We start from the raw sequence: 21,013 nt of genomic DNA on the forward strand, positions 1-21,013 counted from the left end.
CCGACCGATGGTATCGGCCGGAACCAGGAAATCGCCACTAGCGCGCGTGGGCTTCGACCCAGCGCACGATGTCGGCCGGGCCCATCGCACCCGCCTGCCGCGCGATCTCGCGACCGCCCTTGAAGAGCGCGAGCGTCGGGATGCTGCGGATGCCGAATCGCGCGCCCAGCGACGGCACCGCCTCGGTGTCGACCTTGGCGAAGCGCACGTTCGGTTCAAGCCGCGCGGCGGCCTGCTCGAAGCCGGGCGCCATCTGGCGGCACGGCCCGCACCACGGCGCCCAGAAGTCGACCAGAACCGGGATCTCGTTGCGCGCAACGTGCCGGTCGAAGGCCGCTTCGTCGAGTGCGGTCGAGTGGCCGGTAAACAACGGTTGATGGCACTTGCCGCAGTCCGGCGCGCTGCCGAGCTGGTCGCTCTTCACGCGGTTCGTGGTGTGGCAGTGCGGGCAGACGATGTGCAGCGATTCGGTCATTTCCCGGAACTGGGGCCTGCGCCGGCTATTGCAAGTCCGCAAGGCCCTGCATCTCCCTGGCCAGATCGACGAAGGCCCGCAGTTTTGGCGCCTGCGCGGCCCGGCGCGGAAAGTAGAGAAAAAGCCCGGGCTCCTCGAACGCCGACGAGGGCAGGATCTGCCGCAGCCGCCCATCGGCGAGCTCGGCGCGCACCAGCGGCTCGAAGATGTAGGCGATTCCGACGCCGGCAAGCGCGAGATCCCGTGCATAGAGCGCATTGGTGACGCGCACCGTGCCCTTCACTTCGACGGAAACATGGGCCTTGCGGTCGAGCAGGTCCCACGCATAGGCGCCGCCCGAAGTCACGAAGCGAAACCCGATGCAGTTGTGTCCGGCGAGCGCGGCAATGCTGCGCGGCATGCCCGCCGACGCCAGATACGCCGGCGAGGCCACCATGATCGCCTTGAAGGGCGGCGTGAGCCGCACCGCGACCATGTCCTGCGCGACCGTATGGCCCAGGCGCACGCCGGCGTCGTAGCCGCCGGCCACGATGTCGGCCAGCCCGTCTTCGGAAGTCACCTCGACCTCCACATCCGGATGGCGCCGCGACATCTCCGCCACCAGCGGCGTGATGGCCATCGGCAGTGCCACGTGCGGCGCATTGATGCGCAATACCCCGCCTACGCGCCCGAAGCTCGCGCCGAAACCATCGACGGCATCGGCAATCTCCGACATCGCCGGTGCAAGCACGCCGAGGAAGGCTTCCCCTGCCTCGGTGAGTCGCACGCTGCGCGTGGTGCGCGCGAAAAGCGGCTGGCCAAGCTGCTCCTCGACCGCCCGCACCGCGTGGCTGACGGCAGATGCGCTCATACCGAGTTCGCCCGCGGCGGCGGCGAATCCGCCGCGACGATGCACGGCCAGGACGATCGCGAGATGAGGAAGAAGTTGTCGGTCCATTCATGCATCGTATCGCGCAGTGCTTTCGATTTATACGGTCTAGTCGATGAATGAGGATTGCGGAACAGTCACGTCCATGCCCTGCCGGGCCCCACTCCCAAGAAAGGACATCGCCATGACAACTTCCGCCCCGACCAGCACCTGGTTCATCACCGGCGCGTCGTCCGGTTTCGGACGCGCGTTTGCCGAACACGCCCTCGCCCAGGGGCACAACGTGGTCGCCACGGCGCGCGATCCCGGCAAGCTTGCCGATCTCGTTGCGCTCGCGCCGAGCCGCGTACTGGCCTGTGCCCTGGACGTGGACGCGCTCGGCGCGGCCGAAGATGCCGTCAAGGCCGCCATCGCACGTTTCGGTCGGATTGACGTGCTGATCAACAACGCGGGCTATGGCGTGGTGGGCGCGCTCGAGGAAACGCCCGATGCCGAACTGCGCGCGCTGATGAACACCAACTTTTTCGGCGCAATAGCGGTCACACGGGCGGCGCTGCCCTTCCTCCGTGCGCAGCGCTCGGGCGCGATCGTCAACATCTCCAGCCTCGGCGGGCAGCTTTCATTTGCCGGGTTCAGCGCGTATTCCGCGACCAAGTTCGCAATCGAAGGCGCGTCCGAGGCGCTCGCGCAGGAGGCCGCGCCATTCGGCATCAAGGTGTTGATCGTCGAGCCAGGCCAGTTCCGCACACAGCTTGCGGGCAGCGGCATGCGCCACATGCCCGTCATCGAGGACTATCAACCGGTGGTCGGCGGCACGCGCGAGTTCGCACGCACGATGCACAACACGCAGGCGGGTGATCCGCGCAAGGCAGCAGCAGCGATCGAGCGCGCGCTGAAGGCGGAGCACACCCCGCTGCGCCTGCAGCTCGGCGGCGATGCCGTCGACGCAGTGCGGGCCCATGCGCAGGCGCTGCTGAAGGAAATGGGGGAATGGGAATCCGTCGCGCGCGGGACGGATTTCGATAGCGAAACGCCGGAGGCGTGATCGCCGGAGACGGGTCAGTCCTTGTCGGGCACCGTCCACTCGGCAGGAAGGGTCGCGACCACGTGCGGGTCGGAGAGCGCGTAGTGGCGAACGCTCGGCTCGCGATCGAACAGCTTGCGCACGTCGCCCGGATCGATGGTCGGCGCCGTGTGCGGGTCGCCTGCATAGAGGCGGATGCTTTCCATCGAATCCCATACCGAAACGACCACGACCTCGGTCGTCCCGTCGTTCAGGTCCCGGAACAGCGCCGCCGCGCGCTGATTGCCCTTAGCCGCCCTGAGCCGCTGGAGTACGGTGGCATCCAGGTGGTCGCTGCACTCTCCGCGCAGTTCCGCTCGAATCCAGAATGTCCACGCACGCAAGACTTTGCCCATCTCGGCTCACTGATCAATATTTTGTTGGTGTGGGGCGGCTTCTCGGCCGACGAAGCCTTTTATCGTACCTCGTCGACTTCGGCGACTCGCCGTCGGGCGGGTCGCGCTGGCGACCCAAGATGCGCTGCGTACCTGGCTCGCGCGAATGCGTCAGAGTGTCCACCAACTAACGGACTCGGCCGAAACTTGTCTGCGGCCGCCCGTGAGATATGTCTCTAAGTCGGCAGCTTGTAGTCGCGGTACTGCTCGCGCAGCTTCGTCTTCAACAGCTTGCCGGTCGCCGTGTGCGGCAGTTCATCGACAAACACCACGTCATCCGGCAGCCACCATTTGGCGATGCGGCCCGACAGGTAGTCGAGCACCGCACCACGGTCCACCTCTGCCCCCGCGCGCTTGACCGCAATCAGCAGCGGCCGTTCGCCCCACTTGGGATGCGCCACGCCGATGATCGCGGCCTCGGCGATGCCGGGGCATCCGACGGCCGCGTTCTCGACATCGATCGACGAGATCCATTCGCCGCCGGACTTGATGACGTCCTTCGCGCGGTCCACCAGTTGCAGGAAACCGTCGGGATCGATGGTCGCGACGTCGCCGGTGCTGAAGTAGCCCTCTTCATCGGTGACCGCGCCGCCTTCGGCCTTGTAGTAGCCGCTCGCGATCCACGGGCCCCGCACGCGCAGATGACCGAATGCCTTGCCATCCCAAGGCAGCGGCTTGCCATCGTCATCGACGATCTTCAAGTCCACCCCCCAAACGCCACGGCCCTGCTTCAGCTTGATCTTGATCAGCTCTTCAGTCGGCAGCGATGCGTGCTTGGGCAGCAGCTTGCTGATCACGCCGATGGGGCTGGTCTCGGTCATGCCCCAACCCTGCACGACCTCCGCGCCGAACTGCTTCTCGAAGCGCTCCAGCATCGCACGCGGCACTGCGGCGCCGCCGATGCCCACGCGCTTGAGCGTCAATGCGCCGACGTCCACATCGGGATTGGCATCGAGGTATTGGAAGAGCATCAGCCACACGGTCGGCACGCCTTGGGAGAAGCTCACCTTCTCGTCTCGCATGATTTCGTAGACGCTCTTGCCATCGAGGAACTGGCCTGGCAACACGAGCCTCGCACCGACCATCGCGGCACCATAGGGCGCGCCCCAGCCGTTGGCATGGAACATCGGCACGATCAGCATCAGGGTCTCGCCGGAGTTGAGGCCGAAGGTGTCGGGCGCGAGTTCCATCAGCGCATGCAGCACCGTGGAGCGATGCGAATACAGCACGCCCTTCGGATTACCCGTGGTGCCCGATGTGTAGCAGAGCGATGACGCAGTGCGCTCGTCGAACTCGGGCCATGTGTAGTCGGTACCCTGCGCCGCAACCAGTTCGTCGAAGCACTGCAGGTTGGGCACATCGATGGCAGGCATGTGTTCCCGGCCGCACATCGCGATGAAGTGGCGCACCGTCTTCAACCTGGGCGCGAGCTTCTCGACCAGCGGCGCGAAGGTCACGTCGAAGCACAGCACCGAGTCCTCGGCGTGATTGACGATGTAGTCGATCTGGTCCGGAAAGAGCCTTGGGTTCACCGTGTGCAGCACCGCACCCGAACCCGATGCGCCGTAGTAAAGCGCGAGGTGCCGGTCCGAGTTCCACGCCAGCGTGGCGACGCGATCGCCCTGCCGCACACCGAGGTCGCGCAGCATGCCCGCCACCTGCCGCGACTGGTCGCGGATGCCTCGCCAGTTGGTGCGATGGGTGCCGCCTTCGGGCCGGCGCGAGATGACCTCCGTCTCGGGGTGGAAAGTGGCGGCATGCTCCACCAGCGATGAAATGAGAAGCGGTCTGTCCTGCATTAGTCCCAGCATGTATGTCTCCTTGTCACCTTGCCCTTTGGATCGTAGGCGCCATGCACCAATATCCAATTGCGGGGTTTGCCTGAGGCTCGTATGCTGGTGCGCCGGTTTTGGGTCGTATGGGTCATACGCCCGGACCGGCTTCGGCGAGCTATTACAGGAAGAGGAGCGAACACATGCGTTTTCTTTTCAGCCGCTTCACGCGCATCCTCGTGTTGATGCTGGCGGTCTTTTCGTCAACCGTCACGGCACAGCAGGGGTTCACCCGCGAGCAGTTGGACCAGATGATGGCGCCGATCGCCCTCTATCCGGATTCGCTGCTTTCCCAGGTACTGATGGCATCGACCTACCCGGCCGACGTGGCCGACGCGGCCAAATGGGCCAAGGCCAACCCCAACCAGAAAGGCGACGCGGCCGTGAAGGCCGTGCAGGACAAGCCGTGGGACCCGAGCGTGCAATCGCTCGTCGCCTTCCCGCAGGTGTTGCAGATGATGGGCGACCAGCCCGACTGGGTGCAGAACCTCGGCGATGCCTTCCTCGCTTCGTCCAAGGACGTGCTCGACTCGGCACAGCGGCTGCGGACCAAGGCGCAGCAACAGGGCAGCCTCAAGAGCAACGAGCAGCAGAAGGTGAGTGTCGAGCAGGAGCCGCAGACCCAGCAGACAGTCATCAAGATCGAGCCCGCGAATCCGGAGGTGGTGTACGTGCCCTCGTACAACCCGACCGTGGTCTATGGTTCGTGGCCCTACCCTGCCTACCCGCCGTATGCATATGCGCCGGCCCCGTACTGGTATCCGGGCGCAGCGCTCGCGACGGGCATCGCGTTCGGTGTCGGCGTGGCGGCGGTGGGTGCGCTCTGGGGCAACTGCAACTGGGGCGGCGGCAACGTCAACATCAACACCAACCGCTACAACAGCATCAACACCAACCGGCAGATCTCTGCGAACCAGAACAACTGGCAGCACAACTCAGCCAACCGGCGCGGCACACCGTACCGCGACCAGCGCAGCCAGCAGCAGTTCGGCCGCAACGTGCCGGGCGCCGAGAACCGTGCGGACTTCCGCGGCCGTGACGACAGCGCACGCAACGCGGAACGCCAGCAGGCACAGTCGGCCCTCCAGCAGCGCGGCATGGATCCGGCGCAGGGTCGGCAGAACCTGCGCAACGACCCGGGCACGCGCGATCGCGCCGAGCGGGCCGCCGAGGGCACTGGCCGTGGCGACCGTGGTGGTGCCGGCGGGGACCGTGGCGGCCAGTTCGGTGATCGCGGTGGTGCCGGCGGCGATCGCGGCCAGGTTGCCAACCGTGGCGGTGCCGGCGCCGGCGACCGTGGCGGCCAATTCGGCGGCGGTGATCGCGGCAGCGTCGGTGCAGGCGGTCGCGGCAGCCAGGGCTTCGAGCAGGTCGGGAACCGAGGCGGCGACAACGCGCTGCGGGGCGCGAACAGCGGCCAGGCCCGTCAGCAGATGGACCGTGGCGCAGCAAGCCGGCAATCCATGGGCGGCGGTGGCGGTGCAAGGGCCAGCGGCGGATTCAGCGGTGGTGGCGGTGCCCGCGCCGGGGGCGGCGGCTTCGGCGGCGGAGGCGGTGGCATGCGCGGAGGTGGTGGCGGCAGAGGCGGCGGACGCCGTTGATCTCCGATGAAGCAAACCATCTCCGAACGAGGACACACCATGCCCCATTTCATCCGCATCAAGCATGCTGTCGCGATGGCCGTTGCGGCTGTTGCGCTGGCTTCGACTCCCGCGTTTGCGCAGAAGGTCTATCCCAGCGCCGACGCCGCGGCGCAGGCCTTCTTCGACGCGATCGCGCACTACGACGAGAGCGCCCTTCGCACCGTGCTGGGCAACGACTGGAAGCGTTTCGTGCCTGCTGGCGAGGTCGACCGCGAAGACATCTACGACTTCCTGGCGGCTTACGCCAAGCAGCACAAGGTGGTGGCTGATGGCCCCAACCGCGCGCTCCTCTCCGCCGGCAATGCCGACTGGACGCTGCCCGTCCCCATCGTGAAGACAGCGGCCGGTTGGCATTTCGATCCGGCTGCCGGTGTAGACCAGATGAAGACCCGACGCATCGGCCGCAACGAGCTTGCGGCAATGAACGCGGTGCTGGCGTATTTCGACGCGCAGAAGGAATACGCGCAGGTCGATCGCGACGGCAACGGCGTGCTCGAATACGCGGAGAAGTTCGCCAGTTCGCCGGGCAAGCACGACGGCCTCTACTGGCCCACCGCGGCCGGCCAACCCGAAAGCCCGCTCGGCCCGATCTATGCGCCCGTGCGGCCCGGCGAGGGCTATCACGGCTACCACTTCAAGATCCTCAAGGCGCAGGGCGCGAATGCGCCGGGCGGGGCCTACGACTACGTCATCGGCAAGCGCATGCGCGGCGGCTTCGCGCTCGTCGCGTGGCCGGTGAAATACGGCGAGACCGGCGTGATGAGCTTCATGGTCAGCCACGACGGCGTGGTGTACGAGAAGAACCTCGGCCCCAACACCGACGCGACCGCGCGGGCCATGACGCGCTTCGATCCCGACACGAGCTGGCAGAAGGTGAACGTGCAGTAGATCCAGATCCGACACCGAGGAGGTCGCCATGCAGAGAGACAAGAAGTCGAGCCGGAGCGATGCCGAGCCTGCAGCCCAGGCGAAGCCACCAGAGACGGTGCCCGACAGCACGGCACCGAACGCAGAAGCGGGCCCGCTGTCCACCAAGGCCTACGACAAGGCCCTGAAGGATTTGCATATCGAACTCGTGAAGCTCCAGGAGTGGGTGAAGCACGCCGGCCTCAAGGTGTGCATCGTCTTCGAGGGCCGCGACGGCGCGGGCAAAGGCGGCACCATCAAGGCCATTACCGAGCGCGTGAGCCCGCGCGTGTTCCGCGTGGTGGCGCTCCCCGCACCCACCGAACGGCAAAAATCGCAGATGTACTTCCAGCGCTACTTCGGCCACCTGCCGGCCGCCGGCGAGATCATCATCTTCGACCGCAGCTGGTACAACCGCGCCGGCGTCGAGCGCGTGATGGGCTTCTGCACCGAGCAGCAGGCCAAGGGTTTCCTGATGGGCGTGCCGCTTGTGGAGCGGGCCATCGTGGACTCGGGCGTGATCCTGCTCAAGTACTGGCTCGAGGTGAATCCCGACGAACAGACCCGTCGCCTCAAGGGCCGCATCGAGGACGGACGGAAGATCTGGAAGCTGTCGCCGATGGACCTCAAGTCCTACAACCGCTGGGACGACTACACCCGCGCACGCGACGACATGTTCAAGTCCAGCGATTCCGCCTGGGCCCCGTGGTTCGTGGTGCGCTCGGACGACAAGAAGCGCGCGCGGTTGAACATGATCCGCCACCTGCTCTCGCAGATCCCCTACCAGGAAGCACCGCGCGAGAAGGTGAAGCTTCCGAAACGGCACATCAAGAGCGGCTCGCACGAAACGAGCTACCCGGTCAAGTACGTGCCCGAGGTCTACTAGCTACGTCGGCCCCGTCGATGGCTCACCTGTTGCAAGGGCTTCGTCATCGAATCCATCGCGCGCTGGGTGCGGCTTGCATCGCAACGCTCGCGCTCTTCGCCGGCTGCGCGACGTTGCCCTCGCAGGAAGACCGGCCCGAGACGCACGCGATCGCTCCCTCCGCGCAAGGGCCGCTCAGCAGCGCGGTCATGCCGATGGCGCAGCAGCATCCGGACAAGACCGGCGTGGTCGGGATCGACGATGGCCACGTGGCCTTCGGCGCGCGCATGGCCCTGGCGCGCGCGGCAACGCGGTCGATCGACATCCAGACCTTCATCTGGCACAACGACGCGACCGGCACGCTGCTCTTCGACGAGGTGATGCGCGCTGCGGAGCGCGGCGTCCGCGTGCGCATCCTGCTCGACGATCTCAACACCGCAGGGCTCGATCCGACACTGGCGCTCATCGCCTCGCAGCCGAATGTCGACCTGCGCCTCTACAACCCGTATGCGGGCCGCAGTGCACGCGGAGTGGGCTTCCTCGCGGACTTCACGCGGCTCAACCACCGCATGCACAACAAGTCCTTCACCGTGGACAACGTGGTCGCGGTGGTCGGCGGACGCAACATCGCAGACGAATACTTCGAAGCCGGTGCAGGTACCGGTCTGGTCGACCTCGACGTGATTGCCTTCGGCGAGGTGGTGAAGTCGGTCTCCTCCGAGTTCGATCTGTTCTGGAACAGCCCCTCCGCCTATCCCGCGAAGAAGATCCTTGCCGGCGTCGAGCCCGAGTCGCGGCAGGCGCTGGCGTCTCGCGCACAGAAGATCCGCGACGATCCGACCACCGCGAAATACGCCGATGCGATCGCACATGCCGAGGTCGTGCAGCGCATGCTCGCGCACACCCTGCAGCCCGAATGGACGACGGCCACCGTCGTTCACGACGACCCCGGCAAGACGCTGAGCCCTGAAGCCAAGGCCGAGCTGCTCCTGCTGCCGAAACTCATCTCCGCCTTCGGCAAGCCGGTGAAGTCGCTCGACATCATTTCGCCCTACTTCGTGCCAGGCAACGCCGGTACTGAAGCGCTTGCCAACCTCGCGCGTCAAGGCGTGCAGGTTCGCGTGCTGACCAACTCGCTGGCTGCGACCGACGAGAAGTCGGTCCACTCGGGCTACGTCAAGCATCGCAAGGACCTGCTGCAGGCCGGCGTGCAGCTCTATGAGCTCAAGCCCGAGGCCGCGCCGATCATGAGCCGCGCGAAGGAGATCGGCCGCGGCTCCAAGGCCGGGCTGCACGCGAAGACCTACGCGATCGACGGGCGAACCATCTTCGTGGGTTCCTTCAACTTCGATCCGCGATCGGCGCGGCTCAACACCGAGATGGGCCTCGTGATCGAAAGCCCCAGGATGGCCTCGAAGCTTCATGACTTCGTCGGCGACGCCTATCCGTCCATTGCCTACCGCGTGACGCTGGCCGAAGACGGATCGCTCCGCTGGGCCGATGCGGATGGCAAGGTCTACACGGTCGACCCGGAAACCGGATGGCTGGAGCGGACCTTCGTCGGGATCGGCGCCGCGCTGCCGATCGAATGGCTGCTGTAACCACCCTCGCCCGCTGGCTCCCGGGCCTGAGCAACCTGCGGGGCTACAGCGCGTCCATGCTGCGCCACGATCTCGTGGCCGGCCTGGTGCTCACGACCATGCTGGTGCCGGTGGGCATCGCCTACGCGCAGGCCTCGGGCGTGCCCGGCATCTACGGGCTCTACGCGACCATCATTCCGCTGCTGGCCTACGCGCTCTTCGGACCGAGCCGCATCCTGGTGCTCGGCCCCGACTCCGCACTCGCGGCCGTGATCCTTGCGGTGGTGCTGCCGCTGTCGGCCGGCGATCCGATGCGCGCCATCGCGATCGCGAGCGCGATGGCGGTCGTCTCGGGGCTGGTGTGCGTCGCCGCGGGGGTCTTGAAGCTGGGGTTCATCACCGAACTGCTGTCGAAGCCGATCCGCTACGGCTACATGAACGGCATCGCGCTCACGGTGCTCCTGAGCCAGTTGCCGAAGCTCTTCGGCTTTTCGGTGGAGGGCGAAGGTCCACTGCGCGTGAGCTGGGAGCTTCTTCACGGCATCGCCGAAGGCAAGACGCATGGCGTGACGCTGCTCGTGGGCGCCGGCACACTGGTGGCCATCCTGCTCCTGCAGCGGGTGCCGCGTGCGCCGGCCGTATTGATCGGCGTGGTCGGCGCGACGATCGCCGCCGGGCTGTTCGATCTCGCGGAGCGGACCGGCCTCAAGGTGCTCGGCCCGTTGCCGCAGGGGCTGCCGGTGCCGGCCGTGCCACTCATCCAGCTCGATGACCTTCGCCCGGTGCTGCTCGGTGGGCTCGCGGTGGCGCTGGTCTCTTTCGCGGACACGAGCGTGCTGTCGCGCGTGTATGCCGCGAGCATGCGCACGCCCGTCGACCCCAATCAGGAGATGGTCGGCCTCGGCATTGCAAACCTGGCCACCGGGTTCTTCCAGGGCATGCCCATCAGCAGCAGCTCATCGCGCACCCCCGTGGCCGAGGCAGCCGGCGCGCGCACCCAGGTCACCGGCATCGTCGGCGCCATCGCCATCGCGGTGCTTCTGATCGCCGCGCCCAACCTGATGCGCAACCTTCCGACCTCGGCGCTTGCAGCCGTGGTCATCGCATCGGCGATCGGGCTGATCGAGATCACCGACCTGCGCCGCATCTACCGCATCCAGCGCTGGGAGTTCTGGCTATCGATCATCTGCTTCATCGGCGTTGCGGTGTTCGGCGCGATCCCGGGCATCGGCATCGCGCTTGCGATCGCGATCGCCGAATTCCTGTGGGACGGTTGGCGACCCCATTCGGCGGTGCTCGGGCAGCCCGACGAGGTGCACGGCTATCACGACATCACGCGTTATCCAAAGGCACGGCGCATTCCGGGGCTGGTGATCTTTCGCTGGGACGCGCCGCTGTTCTTCGCCAATGCGGAACTCTTTCGCGACCGCGTGAAGGACGCGATCAAGACCTCTCCCACCCCGGTGCGCTGGGTGGTCGTGGCGGCGGAGCCCGTGACCAGCGTCGACGTGACGGCCGCCGACATCGTGGCCGAGCTCGACGACAGCCTGCAGGCCGACAGCATCGAACTCTGCTTCGCGGAGATGAAGGACCCGGTCAAGGACAAGCTCAAGCGCTTCGGCCTTTTCGCCCGTTTCGGCGCCGAGACCTTCTATTCGACCGTGGAGGAAGCTGTCGCAGCCTACGAACAGCAGCAGCGCAAGCCCTGAGCCCTTCCGGGGGCATTTACGCGGCAAGCGAATGCGCAGATAATCAACCAACCGTTTGATTGATTTTTCTACCATGACTGCTCCCGGTTCCCTCCAGGGCCTCCGCGTCCTCGACCTCACGCACGCGCTTGCCGGCCCCTTCTGCTCGCAGGTGCTCGCCGACCATGGCGCCGATGTCGTGAAGATCGAGCCGCTCGACGGCGACTTCTTCCGGCGCATGGGCCCGTTCCGCGAGGACGACCAGCGCCGCGTGCTCGGCGGGCTCTTTCAGTCCTGCAATCGCAATAAGCGCTCGATCGCGCTCAACCTCAAGCATCCCGACGGCCAGGCGCTGCTGAAGAAGCTGGTCGGCGGCGCGCATGCGCTGGTCGAGAACTACCGCGCGGGCGTGCTCGACAAGATGGGCCTCGGCTACGACACGCTCAAGGAGATCAATCCGGCACTGGTCTACACCTCGGTGCGCGGCTTCGGCGACCGCACCGGCGGCGTCAGCCCCTACATGGAGTGGCCGGCCTTCGACATCGTCGCGCAGGCGATGGGCGGCTGGATGGGCATCACCGGGCCCGACGCCGCGCATCCGGTCAAGGTCGGCGGCGGCGCGGGCGACACCGTGTCGGGCCTCTTTGCCGCCTTCGGCACCATGGCCGCGCTGTGGCATGCGCGGGGCACCGGTCAGGGGCAGTACGTCGACGTGGCGATGACCGACAGCATCCTTGCGTTGTCCGAACTGGTGGTGAGCCAGTTCAGCTACCGCGGCGTCTCGCCGGGCCCGGTCGGCAACGGCATCCCGGGCATGGCGCCGTTCGACACGGTGCGCGTGAAGGATGGCGTGATCGCGCTCGCCGCGCCGCACGATCCGCAGTTCCGCGAGCTGGCGAAGCTCATCGGGCAGCCGGAGCTTCCGGACGACCCGCGCTTTGCGAACGAGGAGTCACGCTGGACGAATCGCCATGCGCTGATGGAAGCGATCGAGCGATTCACCACCACGCGCACCAAGGCCGAACTCAAGGACTTGTTCGGCAGCCGCATCCCCTTCAGCCCGATCTACACCGCGGAGGAAATCTTCACCGACCCGCACTTCGCGGCGCGCCGCATGCTGCCCGAAGTCGAGCAGCCCGGCAGCGCACGGCCGGTGGCAGTGCCGGGTGTACCGGTGAAGCTCTCGCTCACGCCGGGAGAAGTACGCCATCGCGCCCCGCTTCTCGGCGAGCACACGCAAGAGGTGTTGCGCGAAGCGGGCCTGGGTGCGGATGAAATCGCGCGCCTCGTGGCCGAAGGCATCGTTCGGGATAATGCCGCCGCATGACTGGGAACCTTAGAACCGCCGCCACCGATACCGCCGTCACCAAACCGGCGCGTGGCCGTGCCGGCGCGGGACGCAGGAGCGGGCCGGGGCTGAAGCACGAAGACAAGCGCACCGCCATCCTGCGTACCGCCGCGCAGTTGTTCGCCGAGAAGGGCTACGAGGCCACGTCGCTGGACAACATCGCCGAGCGGCTCGGCATGCACAAGGCCACGCTCTACCACTACGTGGACAACAAGGAGAGCATCCTCTACCAATGCCTGGTGCTCTCCTTCGGCGATCTCGACGAAGTGATCGAGAAGACGAAGGACCGCAGCATTCCGGTGCTGGAGCGGTTGCGCCTTTACGTGCGCAGCCTGGCGGTCGCGCAGAACAACGACTTCGGGCGCTGCCTCATCCTCGTGGGCTCGCGTCCGCTCGAGATGACTCAGGGCGGGGACATCCGCCAGTTCCAGCGGCGGCTCGATGCGACCGTTCGTGACCTCATCACCGAAGGCATCGCAGACGGCAGCATCAAGCCCTGCGATCCGAGCATGTTCTCTGCGTTGCTCTTCGGCGCGCTCAACTGGGTGCCGCGCTGGCACAGCGAAAGCGGCAAGCTCTCGGTGCAGCAGGTCGCGGACACTTTCATGGACATGGTGATCAACGGCATCTCTGCCACGCGGCGCTAGGCGCCGCGCCAGGCGCCCGCTTACATCGAGCGGGCGATCAGGTCCTTCAGCGTTTCGTTCGATCCGCCGTAGATGCGGGCCACACGCGCATCCATGTAGAGCTGCGCGATCGGGTATTCGGTCATGTAGCCGTAGCCGCCGAAGAGCTGCAGGCAGCGGTCGATGATCTGGCATTGCTTCTCCGAGCCCCACCACTTGGCCATCATCGCGTCGTTGGGGTCGAGCGGCCGGCCTTCGACGAGGTCGGCCACCAGCTTGTCGATGAAGATGCGTCCGATGCGCGCTTCGGTCAGGCACTCCGCGAGCGTGAAGCGGCTGTTCTGGAAGTCCCAGAGCGTCTGCCCGAGCATCTTGCGATTCTTCGTGTGCTCCACCGTGAGCTCGATGGCGCGCTCGGCGCAGGTGATGCCCACCACGCCGATCGACAGGCGCTCGCGCACGAACACGTCCATCAACTGTCCGAAGCCCCGGCCTTCCGAGCCGCCGATCAGGTTCTCGGCCGGCACGTAGACGTTGTCGAGGAAGATCTCGCAGGTGTCGAGCCCGTTCTGGCCTACCTTCTCCAGCACCTTGTTGATGCGGAAACCATCGGTCTTCTCACGCTCGACCATGAAGAGCGAGATGCCCTTCGCGCCCGATCCGGTGCCACCTGTGCGCGCCGCAACCAGCGACAGCTCGGCCTGCTGTCCGTGCGTGATGAAGATCTTGTTGCCGTTGAGCACGTAGCCGTCGCCTTCCTTGCGCGCGGTGGTACGCATTGCCTTCACGTCGGTGCCCGCATCGGGTTCGGTGATGCAGACCGACAGCATCTTGCGGCCCGAGGCGATGTCAGGCATCCAGCGCTTGCGCTGCTCTTCGTTGGCGGTCTCGAAGAAGAACGCGGGTCCGTTCACCGCGCCGGGAATGAAGCCGAAGGTGGTGTCGCAGATGCGGGCCTGCTCTTCCATCACCACCACCTCATGCGCGAAGGTCGCGCCCTGGCCGCCGTATTCCTCCGGGATGCTCATGCAGAGCAGGCCGAGTTCGCCGGCGCGCTGCCAGACATCGCGGTCGATGTGGTGCTGCGCGCGGAACTTCGCAGCGCGCGGGGCCACTTCGTCTTCGAAGAAGCGCCGCGCGGTGGTGCGCAGCATGTCGAGTTCGTCGGTCATCCAGGGGGAGCGGTAAGGGGCGGTCAATTCGGGTCTCCGAGTGCGGTAAGTGCAATGGGGGCGATTCTGTCGACCTCCATCACAAAAGTCAACCAACCAGTTGGTTGACTTTTGAAAACTGCCGCACCACAATCCGCCCAACCCAACTTGGAAGCCAACTGAAACGGAGACGAAATGAATGTGAGCCTCTTAGCCTCTGCAGACTGGAGCCGTCGCGCGCTCGCCAAAGACTGGAAGCCGCTGGCCGGCGGTCAGATCGAGGTGTCCGAACCAGCAACAGGCCAACCGATTGGTTGGGTCGCTCGTGCGACGGCACAGGACGTGCGTGCCAGCGCATCGATTGCGCGTCGCGCACAGAAGGAATGGGCCGCCCTGCCCTACGCCGAGCGCGCCAAGGTGTTCCGCACCGCCGCCACGCTGCTGGAGGCCAACCGCGCCGAATACGCCGAGTGGATCGTTCGTGAGACCGGCGGCATCCAACCCAAGGCGATGTTCGAGATCGACTCCGTGCTGCACCTCTGCCACGAGGCCGCCGCGATGCTCACGCAGGCGCGGGGCTACGTGCTGCCCAGCGCCGAAGACGTGACGAGCATCGCCCGCCGTGTACCGCACGGCGTGGTTGGCGTGATCTCGCCGTTCAACTTCCCGTTCCTGCTGTCGAGCCGCGCGGTGTTGCCGGCACTGGCGGCGGGCAATGCGGTGCTGCTCAAGCCGGACCCGCGTACGCCTGTGAGCGGTGGCGTGCTACTCGCGTTGCTGCTGCAGGCCGCGGGCATTCCCAAGGGCGTGCTCCACATGCTTCCCGGCGATGCCGAAGCCGGCGAAGCGCTGGTCACCGATCCGGACGTGGCGATGGTCTCCTTCACCGGTTCCACCGCCGTGGGCCGCCGCGTCGGCGAGTTGGCGGGCAAACACCTCAAGAAGGTGGCGCTGGAACTCGGCGGGAAGAACGCACTGATCGTCCTCGACGATGCCGACCTGGACCTCGCGGTGAGCGGCGGTTCGTGGGCTTCGTGGCTGCACCAGGGCCAGATCTGCATGAGCGCGGGCCGGCACCTCGTTCAAGAGAAGCTCGCGACAAGCTACGCGCAGCGCATGGCGGAGAAAGCCCGCGCACTCCCCGCGGGCGATCCTTTCCGCCAGCAGGTGGCGCTCGGACCGATCATCACGCCGCAGCAGTTGCAGCGCGTGGATCGCATCGTGCGCGAATCGGTGGCGATGGGCGCGAAGCTGCTGGCCGGCGGAACCGCAGAAGGCCCCTTCTACGCCGCCACGGTGCTCGCCGACGTGACGCCGGCGATGCCGGCCTTCCGCGAGGAAATCTTCGGCCCGGTCGTTTCGATCAGCGCCTTCGGCACCGATGCCGAAGCCGCAACGCTCGCCAACGACACCGAATACGGCCTTTCCGCCGGCATCTATTCACGCGATGTCGCACGCGGCATGGCACTCGCAAAGCAGCTCGAGGTCGGCCTCGTCCACGTCAACGACCAGACGGTGAACGATGACGGCACCATGCCCATGGGCGGACGCGGCGCATCGGGCAACGGCTCGCGCCACGGGGGTCCCGCCAACTGGGACGAGTTCACGCAATGGCAATGGATGACGGTGCGCGGCAAGCCGCCGGTCTATCCGCTCTGACAGACACGAACCCTGGAGACATCCCAATGAGCCTGAAACGAATCTTCAACCGCACGATCGGCGCCAGCCTGGTCGCGATGGGCATTGCCGCCGGCTTCGCCGCCCTGCCCGCCCAAGCCGACGAGAAGCCGGTGATCCGTGTGCTGGTCGGCTTCCCGGCCGGTGCAGGCACGGACGCCCTCGCACGCATCTACGCAGAGGCGCTTGCGCAGCAGCTCAACGCCACCACCGTGGTCGACAACAAGCCCGGCGCGGGCGGCCAGATCGCCGCGGCGACGCTCAAGCAGGCCACGCCCGAGAGCAACACCATCATGTTTGCCGTCGATCACCAGGTCATCATGGTGCCGCTGGTGGTCAAGAGCCCGGGCTTCGACGTGAAGAAAGACATGGTCCCCGTCGGCCGCATCGTGAAGTTCTACACCTGCCTCGCGGTGCCTGCGAACTCACCGGCGCACACCTTCAACGAGTACCTCGACGCGGTACGCAAGAACCCCGACCTCGGCAACTACGGCATTCCGGCTCCGGGCTCGCAGGCGCAGTTCGTGGGCTATGTGATGGGCCAACACTTCAAGGTGCCGATGAACGCGGTCCCGTACAAGGGCGCCGCGCCGGCCATCACCGATCTCATCGGGGCACAGGTACCAGCCGCGATCGTGCCGTGCGACGGCCTCGTCGAATATCGCAAGGCCGGCAAGGTGCGTGTGCTCGCGATGGCCGCCGACAAGCGCTACTCCGCCATGCCCGATGTGCCGACCTTCGCGGAGATGGGGCTGAAGATGCCTGCCGATGCCTTCCTCGGGGTCTATGCCTCCACCACGCTGAAGCCCGAACTGCTCAAGCAGATCACCGAGGCCACGCGAAAGATGTTCGACAACCCGCGCGTCGTCGAGAAGTTCGCCTCCACCAACATGGAGCCGTCCTATGCCTCGCCGGATGAGCTCCGCGCCTTCGTCGACACCGCCACCGCCTTCTGGGCGGAGCAGGTGCGCAAGTCCAACTTCCAGGCCCAGTAAACAGCATGTCCAAGATCGTCAAGGTGGAGTGCCTTCCGGTATCCACACCCCTCAAGAAGCCCGTCATCATGCCCAACACGCGGATCGTCTCGATCGACAGCGTGGTGCTCAAGCTCACGACCGATGACGGCACGGTCGGCATCGCCGATTCGGGCGATACATCCTCGTGGTATCGCGGCGAGCTGCAGGAATCGATCATCGCGATGATCGCCAACGTGATCGCGCCGCGCATCCTGCTCGGCGAAGACCCGCGCAACATCGAGAAGATCGTCGCGAAGATGGATCTGCTGGTGCGCGACAACAACCAGGCGAAGGCCACTGTCGACTTCGCGCTGCACGACCTCAAAGGCAAGCTGCTCGGCGTGCCGGTGTACGAACTGCTCGGCGGCCGCACGCTGGAGGCCGCGCGGCAAGGCTGGGTGCTGTCGGCCGGCAAGCCGGACGATGTCGCCGCCGAAGCCGCGCTCGCGAAGAAGACCGGCTTCGCGCTCTTCAAGATGAAGATCGGCTACGGAACGATGGCCGATGACATCGCGATGGTGCATGCAGTGCGCGAGACAGTCGGCTCCGATGCCTATCTCACGATCGACGCGAACGGCTTCTGGAACTACGAAAAGGCACTGCACATCATCCGCAAGCTCGACCCGTGCGGGCTGGACCTGATCGAGCAACCCCTGCCGCACTGGGACATCGAAGGCATGGCCCGCCTGCGCGGACAGGTGAAGACCCCGATCTACGCCGACGAATCCGCGCAGGAACTGCATCACCTCAAGGAGATCGTGGACCGCCGCGCGGCCGACGGCCTCTTCCTCAAGCTGCAGAAGGCCGGCGGCCTCGTGAAGTCGCAGCGCTGGCTCACGATGGCGCGGCTCGCGGGCCTGCCAGTGCATTGCGGCTGCATGATCGGCTCGGGCCTGGAGCACAGCCCTTCCGCGCATCTGTGGACCAGCAACGAGTGGGCGACGCAGGGCCTCAATGAATCGATCGGACCGCTGATGATCCACGGCACGATGGAGAGCAAGAACATCGAGCCCGGCACCGACATCGCGCTGAACATCCCGCGCTTCGAGGGCGGCCTGTGCTACCCCAACGAGGGACCGGGTTACGGCGTCGAGTTGAACGAGGCCTTCCTGGTCTCGCACGCGACGCCCGAAAAGCTGTCGCGCACGATCGCGCTCTGAGCGATGGCAGCCGCTGCACGCAAGGGGCCGCTCGCCCATCTGACGGTCGTCGAGTTCGCGGGGCTCGGTCCCGCGCCTTTCGCGGGGATGATGCTGGCGGATCAGGGCGCTCGCGTGATTCGCATCGATCGCCCGCCCTCGAAATCGGGCGGCGGCGGAATGGCCGCGCTCACGGCGCGCCGCAGTGATGTGCTCTCGCGCGGGCGGGAGTCGATTGCGCTGGACCTCAAGCAGGAGGCCGGCCGCGAGGTCGCCTTGCGCCTCATCGAACAGGCCGACGTGCTGATCGAAGGCTTCCGCCCCGGCGTGATGGAGTCGCTGGGTCTCGGCCCCGACGAATGCCTGCGCCGCCGGCCTTCGCTGGTCTACGGCCGCGTGACTGGCTGGGGGCAGGATGGACCTCTCGCGCAAGCAGCGGGCCACGACATCAACTACGTCGCCCTGTCTGGCGCGCTGCACTCGACTGCGCGGCAAGGTCAGCCGCCGACGCTCACACCCGGACTCACGGGCGACTTCGGCGGTGGCGGCATGCTGCTCGCGTTTGGCGTGCTCGCGGCGGCGGCGCATGCGCAGCAAACCAGCGAGGGCCAGGTGGTCGATGCGGCCATCTGCGACGGTTCGGCGCTGCTCGCCTCATTGGTCTACGGCTGGCGCTCTGCGGGTCTCTGGAATGCGGAGGCCGGCACCAACAACGGCGACGGCGGCGCGCACTTCTACGACACCTACGCGTGCGCCGACGGCAAGTACGTCAGCGTCGGCGCGATGGAACCGCAGTTCTATGCGCTGCTACGCGAGAAGTGCGGTCTTCAAGAACCGGCGTTCGACGCCCAGTGGGACGCCACGAAGTGGCCGCAGCTCAAGGAACGGCTTGCACAGGTGTTTCGAGGCAGGACGCGCGCCGAATGGTGCGCATTGCTCGAAGGCAGCGACGCGTGCTTTGCGCCGGTGCTCGATCTGGATGAAGCGCCCATCCACCCGCACAACCTTGCGCGACACACCTTCGCGCAGGTCGACGGCATCACGCAGCCCGCGCCCGCGCCGCGTTTCAGTGGCACGCCTGCGGCGGATTGCCAGCCTGTACGGCCAGTTGCCGCCGACAGCCGGAGCCTGCTCGCCGAACTGGGCTATTCCCAATCGGACATTGAACACTTGCTGACCTCGACCACCCCCCTCAACTGACGAGCCTGTCAAGGGGACTCGCAGACTGAATGCTTTTGTTGCAAGTTAATGCAACTTTCTGTATCTTTGCACGCGTTCGAAAACCGAACCCGCCGTTGAGGGACGGCGCGAAAAAGCAAAGAGGATGAGCATGAGAGTTCTCGCGTGGAGGGGCGCAGCCCTTGCCTTGATCTGGGCATTGACCGCATGCGGAGGTGGCGGAGGCGGAGGTGGTGGAGTAGCAGGAGGAGCAGGAGGAGCAGGAGGAGCAGGAGGAGCAGTAGATGGTGTCTCGGCATCCGGGGCGGCGCTCCCGCTGCAAACAGACGTCGTTTCTTCCTCAACAGGAAACGGAACAACATCTTCCGGAACACCCGTCTCCTCGAATCCGAACTTCCAGACGGTCCCGCTTTCTATTCAAAGCGTCAGCCCCTCCCTTTTGAAACAGGAGGGGTACGAAACCGCTGCGCTGAGCACGTCGACAATGGTCCTTGAAGCCGAGGGGGACTTCAGCGTGGTCAATGGGAAAACGGTCTACGTCATTCTGGAAGATCCCGACAGCCTGTTTGAATCCCAGGTACAGGCGATCCCGTTCTACGTTAACGGTCGTGGCGGCGTCATGTTGTCCTTGAAGCCGAAGTCAAAGGGCATCGGAACCTACCGTGGGTTCGTCTCCATCTATGCGTGCCTGGACGTCAGCTGTTCCGTCCGCCTGGGCAACACGCCAGTCAAGATACCGTATGACGTCGTGGTCAAGCGCAACGTGAGGTTTGACGTCAGCGATTCAGCCTCGACAAGCTTGAATGTGCCATTCAGCGATGCGCCTCAGGTCGTAAAACTCACGGTGAAACCCGCGGAAGGCACGGCCATTTCGTCGTGGGAGATGGAGCAAAGGTATGCCTCCAACACATTCCGCCTGACCTCTTCATCCCTGTCCGACAACGGCAATGGCACAGGGACGTTGACCTTGGAGATTCCGCCTGCCGTCCTCCCGGGCACCTACAGGCAGCCCTTCCTTTTTCGAACCCAGTCGGGGCTGATTCGAGAACTCGTCGTCGACATCCAGGTGACGGAGAACCCTGGCCTGCCCTATCTCGTCACTCCGACGGCCCTCGCGATACCGGCCAGGATTGCCAATCGGGACTACTGGACCATCGGTCGCCTGACACTTGCGCTACCGCGCGGGGAATTTGCCCTTCAAGGACTCGAGACGCTATTCACTCCGGAGCAACAGGCCGCGATCCCACAGGGGCTGAAATTCCTCTTCGTGAACCTTGGCCCTCATCAGACGGAGCCCAATCGATTCTTCATCGACGTCAGCGCCACAGCGTGCCGGATCGACTCGACGCTCAATCCGGTCTATCCGTACAACTGGTGCTTGCCCGCGGGCACATACGAATTTCGCGTCAAGTACGCCATCACGATCGATGGCGTAACGCAACAGCTCTACACCAATGGCCAATTGATTGTCGAGCCTTGACTGCGGTCCCGACGGGACGCCGCGCTCAGGGCTAACGGCTCTTGTGGGACTCCCGGCGATGCGCTACGGTGCTCGCCCGCAC

18 protein-coding genes are annotated in these 21,013 nt (G+C 65.8%); 13 read left to right on the plus strand and 5 right to left on the minus strand.

The genetic code is table 11. The features are described 5' to 3' along the window. Positions 1-37 precede the first annotated feature (37 nt). Positions 38-475 carry a thioredoxin TrxC gene (gene trxC / locus FHW64_RS14460; RefSeq protein WP_184527258.1) on the minus strand — a complete coding sequence of 146 codons (438 nt, stop codon included), beginning with the start codon at positions 473-475 and terminating at the stop codon, positions 38-40. A 25-nt stretch (positions 476-500) separates the two neighbouring features. Continuing rightward, on the minus strand, positions 501-1,412 hold the full coding sequence (locus FHW64_RS14465) for a LysR family transcriptional regulator (RefSeq protein WP_184527260.1): 912 nt from the start codon (positions 1,410-1,412) through the stop codon (positions 501-503). 115 nt (positions 1,413-1,527) lie between these two features. On the opposite strand from FHW64_RS14465, the gene FHW64_RS14470 reads away from it, so the two are divergent. Beyond that, positions 1,528-2,388 (plus strand): oxidoreductase, encoded by an 861-nt coding sequence (locus FHW64_RS14470; RefSeq protein ID WP_184527262.1) that lies wholly within the window; start codon positions 1,528-1,530, stop codon positions 2,386-2,388. 14 nt (positions 2,389-2,402) lie between these two features. Here FHW64_RS14470 and FHW64_RS14475 read toward each other — a convergent pair whose 3' ends face one another. Further along, a complete protein-coding gene (locus FHW64_RS14475; RefSeq protein WP_184527265.1) occupies positions 2,403-2,762 on the minus strand; it encodes a putative quinol monooxygenase in 360 nt (119 codons plus the stop codon). A gap of 215 nt (positions 2,763-2,977) precedes the next feature. Next, positions 2,978-4,612, minus strand: coding sequence for a 3-(methylthio)propionyl-CoA ligase (locus FHW64_RS14480; RefSeq protein WP_184527267.1), 1,635 nt, complete (start codon positions 4,610-4,612; stop codon positions 2,978-2,980). 164 nt (positions 4,613-4,776) lie between these two features. Here FHW64_RS14480 and FHW64_RS14485 point away from each other — a divergent pair, with 164 nt between their 5' ends. The 7 genes from FHW64_RS14485 to FHW64_RS14515 all read left to right on the plus strand — a co-directional run bounded on the left by FHW64_RS14485 (position 4,777) and on the right by FHW64_RS14515 (position 13,310). Continuing rightward, entirely contained in the window at positions 4,777-6,234 is a 1,458-nt protein-coding gene (locus tag FHW64_RS14485) for a DUF3300 domain-containing protein (protein WP_184527269.1), read from the plus strand. Positions 6,235-6,273: 39 nt separating this feature from the next. Beyond that, positions 6,274-7,164 (plus strand): DUF2950 domain-containing protein, encoded by an 891-nt coding sequence (locus FHW64_RS14490; protein ID WP_184527271.1) that lies wholly within the window; start codon positions 6,274-6,276, stop codon positions 7,162-7,164. Between the two features lie 28 nt (positions 7,165-7,192). After that, positions 7,193-8,068: a polyphosphate kinase 2 gene (gene ppk2 / locus FHW64_RS14495; RefSeq protein ID WP_184527273.1), complete on the plus strand. Its 876-nt coding sequence runs from the start codon at positions 7,193-7,195 to the stop codon at positions 8,066-8,068. A 17-nt stretch (positions 8,069-8,085) separates the two neighbouring features. Next, positions 8,086-9,648, plus strand: coding sequence for a phospholipase D family protein (locus FHW64_RS14500; RefSeq protein ID WP_184527275.1), 1,563 nt, complete (start codon positions 8,086-8,088; stop codon positions 9,646-9,648). Then, positions 9,636-11,336 carry a SulP family inorganic anion transporter gene (locus tag FHW64_RS14505; RefSeq protein ID WP_221210330.1) on the plus strand — a complete coding sequence of 567 codons (1,701 nt, stop codon included), beginning with the start codon at positions 9,636-9,638 and terminating at the stop codon, positions 11,334-11,336. The genes FHW64_RS14500 and FHW64_RS14505 overlap by 13 nt, the downstream gene beginning before the upstream one ends. A 73-nt stretch (positions 11,337-11,409) precedes the next feature. After that, the gene (locus tag FHW64_RS14510; RefSeq protein WP_184527278.1) at positions 11,410-12,642 is read left to right on the plus strand and encodes a CaiB/BaiF CoA-transferase family protein; all 1,233 of its coding nucleotides are present in this window, start codon (positions 11,410-11,412) and stop codon (positions 12,640-12,642) included. Then, on the plus strand, positions 12,639-13,310 hold the full coding sequence (locus FHW64_RS14515; RefSeq protein ID WP_184527280.1) for a TetR/AcrR family transcriptional regulator: 672 nt from the start codon (positions 12,639-12,641) through the stop codon (positions 13,308-13,310). Before FHW64_RS14510 ends, FHW64_RS14515 begins: the two co-directional genes overlap by 4 nt. A gap of 20 nt (positions 13,311-13,330) precedes the next feature. On the opposite strand, the gene FHW64_RS14520 is transcribed toward FHW64_RS14515, so the two are convergent. Further along, positions 13,331-14,488 carry an acyl-CoA dehydrogenase family protein gene (locus FHW64_RS14520; protein WP_260303837.1) on the minus strand — a complete coding sequence of 386 codons (1,158 nt, stop codon included), beginning with the start codon at positions 14,486-14,488 and terminating at the stop codon, positions 13,331-13,333. 147 nt (positions 14,489-14,635) lie between these two features. Here FHW64_RS14520 and FHW64_RS14525 point away from each other — a divergent pair, with 147 nt between their 5' ends. The 5 genes from FHW64_RS14525 to FHW64_RS14545 all read left to right on the plus strand — a co-directional run bounded on the left by FHW64_RS14525 (position 14,636) and on the right by FHW64_RS14545 (position 20,931). Beyond that, on the plus strand, positions 14,636-16,099 hold the full coding sequence (locus tag FHW64_RS14525) for a benzaldehyde dehydrogenase (RefSeq protein ID WP_184527282.1): 1,464 nt from the start codon (positions 14,636-14,638) through the stop codon (positions 16,097-16,099). Positions 16,100-16,125: 26 nt separating this feature from the next. Then, entirely contained in the window at positions 16,126-17,112 is a 987-nt protein-coding gene (locus FHW64_RS14530; protein ID WP_184527284.1) for a tripartite tricarboxylate transporter substrate-binding protein, read from the plus strand. A gap of 5 nt (positions 17,113-17,117) precedes the next feature. Continuing rightward, positions 17,118-18,293, plus strand: coding sequence for a mandelate racemase/muconate lactonizing enzyme family protein (locus FHW64_RS14535; RefSeq protein WP_184527286.1), 1,176 nt, complete (start codon positions 17,118-17,120; stop codon positions 18,291-18,293). Between the two features lie 3 nt (positions 18,294-18,296). After that, entirely contained in the window at positions 18,297-19,472 is a 1,176-nt protein-coding gene (locus tag FHW64_RS14540; protein ID WP_184527288.1) for a CaiB/BaiF CoA-transferase family protein, read from the plus strand. A 463-nt stretch (positions 19,473-19,935) separates the two neighbouring features. Continuing rightward, complete coding sequence (locus tag FHW64_RS14545) at positions 19,936-20,931, plus strand: hypothetical protein (RefSeq protein ID WP_184527290.1); 996 nt, start codon at positions 19,936-19,938, stop codon at positions 20,929-20,931. Positions 20,932-21,013: the final 82 nt, after the last annotated feature.

This window comes from Variovorax sp. Sphag1AA, from assembly GCF_014192575.1.
Taxonomy (GTDB): Bacteria; Pseudomonadota; Gammaproteobacteria; order Burkholderiales; family Burkholderiaceae_C; genus Variovorax.

Bases quoted from the DNA above. Each gene is read 5' to 3' on its own strand.
- FHW64_RS14475 (WP_184527265.1), bottom strand. From the start codon at position 2,762: ATGGGCAAAGTCTTGCGTGCGTGGACATTCTGGATTCGAGCGGAACTG.
- FHW64_RS14545 (WP_184527290.1), top strand. From the start codon at position 19,936: ATGGTCCTTGAAGCCGAGGGGGACTTCAGCGTGGTCAATGGGAAAACG.
- ppk2 (WP_184527273.1), top strand. From the start codon at position 7,193: ATGCAGAGAGACAAGAAGTCGAGCCGGAGCGATGCCGAGCCTGCAGCC.
- FHW64_RS14525 (WP_184527282.1), top strand. From the start codon at position 14,636: ATGAATGTGAGCCTCTTAGCCTCTGCAGACTGGAGCCGTCGCGCGCTC.
- FHW64_RS14480 (WP_184527267.1), bottom strand. From the start codon at position 4,612: ATGCTGGGACTAATGCAGGACAGACCGCTTCTCATTTCATCGCTGGTG.
- FHW64_RS14540 (WP_184527288.1), top strand. From the start codon at position 18,297: ATGGCAGCCGCTGCACGCAAGGGGCCGCTCGCCCATCTGACGGTCGTC.
- FHW64_RS14535 (WP_184527286.1), top strand. From the start codon at position 17,118: ATGTCCAAGATCGTCAAGGTGGAGTGCCTTCCGGTATCCACACCCCTC.
- FHW64_RS14505 (WP_221210330.1), top strand. From the start codon at position 9,636: ATGGCTGCTGTAACCACCCTCGCCCGCTGGCTCCCGGGCCTGAGCAAC.
- FHW64_RS14530 (WP_184527284.1), top strand. From the start codon at position 16,126: ATGAGCCTGAAACGAATCTTCAACCGCACGATCGGCGCCAGCCTGGTC.
- FHW64_RS14510 (WP_184527278.1), top strand. From the start codon at position 11,410: ATGACTGCTCCCGGTTCCCTCCAGGGCCTCCGCGTCCTCGACCTCACG.
- FHW64_RS14500 (WP_184527275.1), top strand. From the start codon at position 8,086: ATGGCTCACCTGTTGCAAGGGCTTCGTCATCGAATCCATCGCGCGCTG.
- trxC (WP_184527258.1), bottom strand. From the start codon at position 475: ATGACCGAATCGCTGCACATCGTCTGCCCGCACTGCCACACCACGAAC.
- FHW64_RS14490 (WP_184527271.1), top strand. From the start codon at position 6,274: ATGCCCCATTTCATCCGCATCAAGCATGCTGTCGCGATGGCCGTTGCG.
- FHW64_RS14485 (WP_184527269.1), top strand. From the start codon at position 4,777: ATGCGTTTTCTTTTCAGCCGCTTCACGCGCATCCTCGTGTTGATGCTG.
- FHW64_RS14465 (WP_184527260.1), bottom strand. From the start codon at position 1,412: ATGGACCGACAACTTCTTCCTCATCTCGCGATCGTCCTGGCCGTGCAT.
- FHW64_RS14515 (WP_184527280.1), top strand. From the start codon at position 12,639: ATGACTGGGAACCTTAGAACCGCCGCCACCGATACCGCCGTCACCAAA.
- FHW64_RS14470 (WP_184527262.1), top strand. From the start codon at position 1,528: ATGACAACTTCCGCCCCGACCAGCACCTGGTTCATCACCGGCGCGTCG.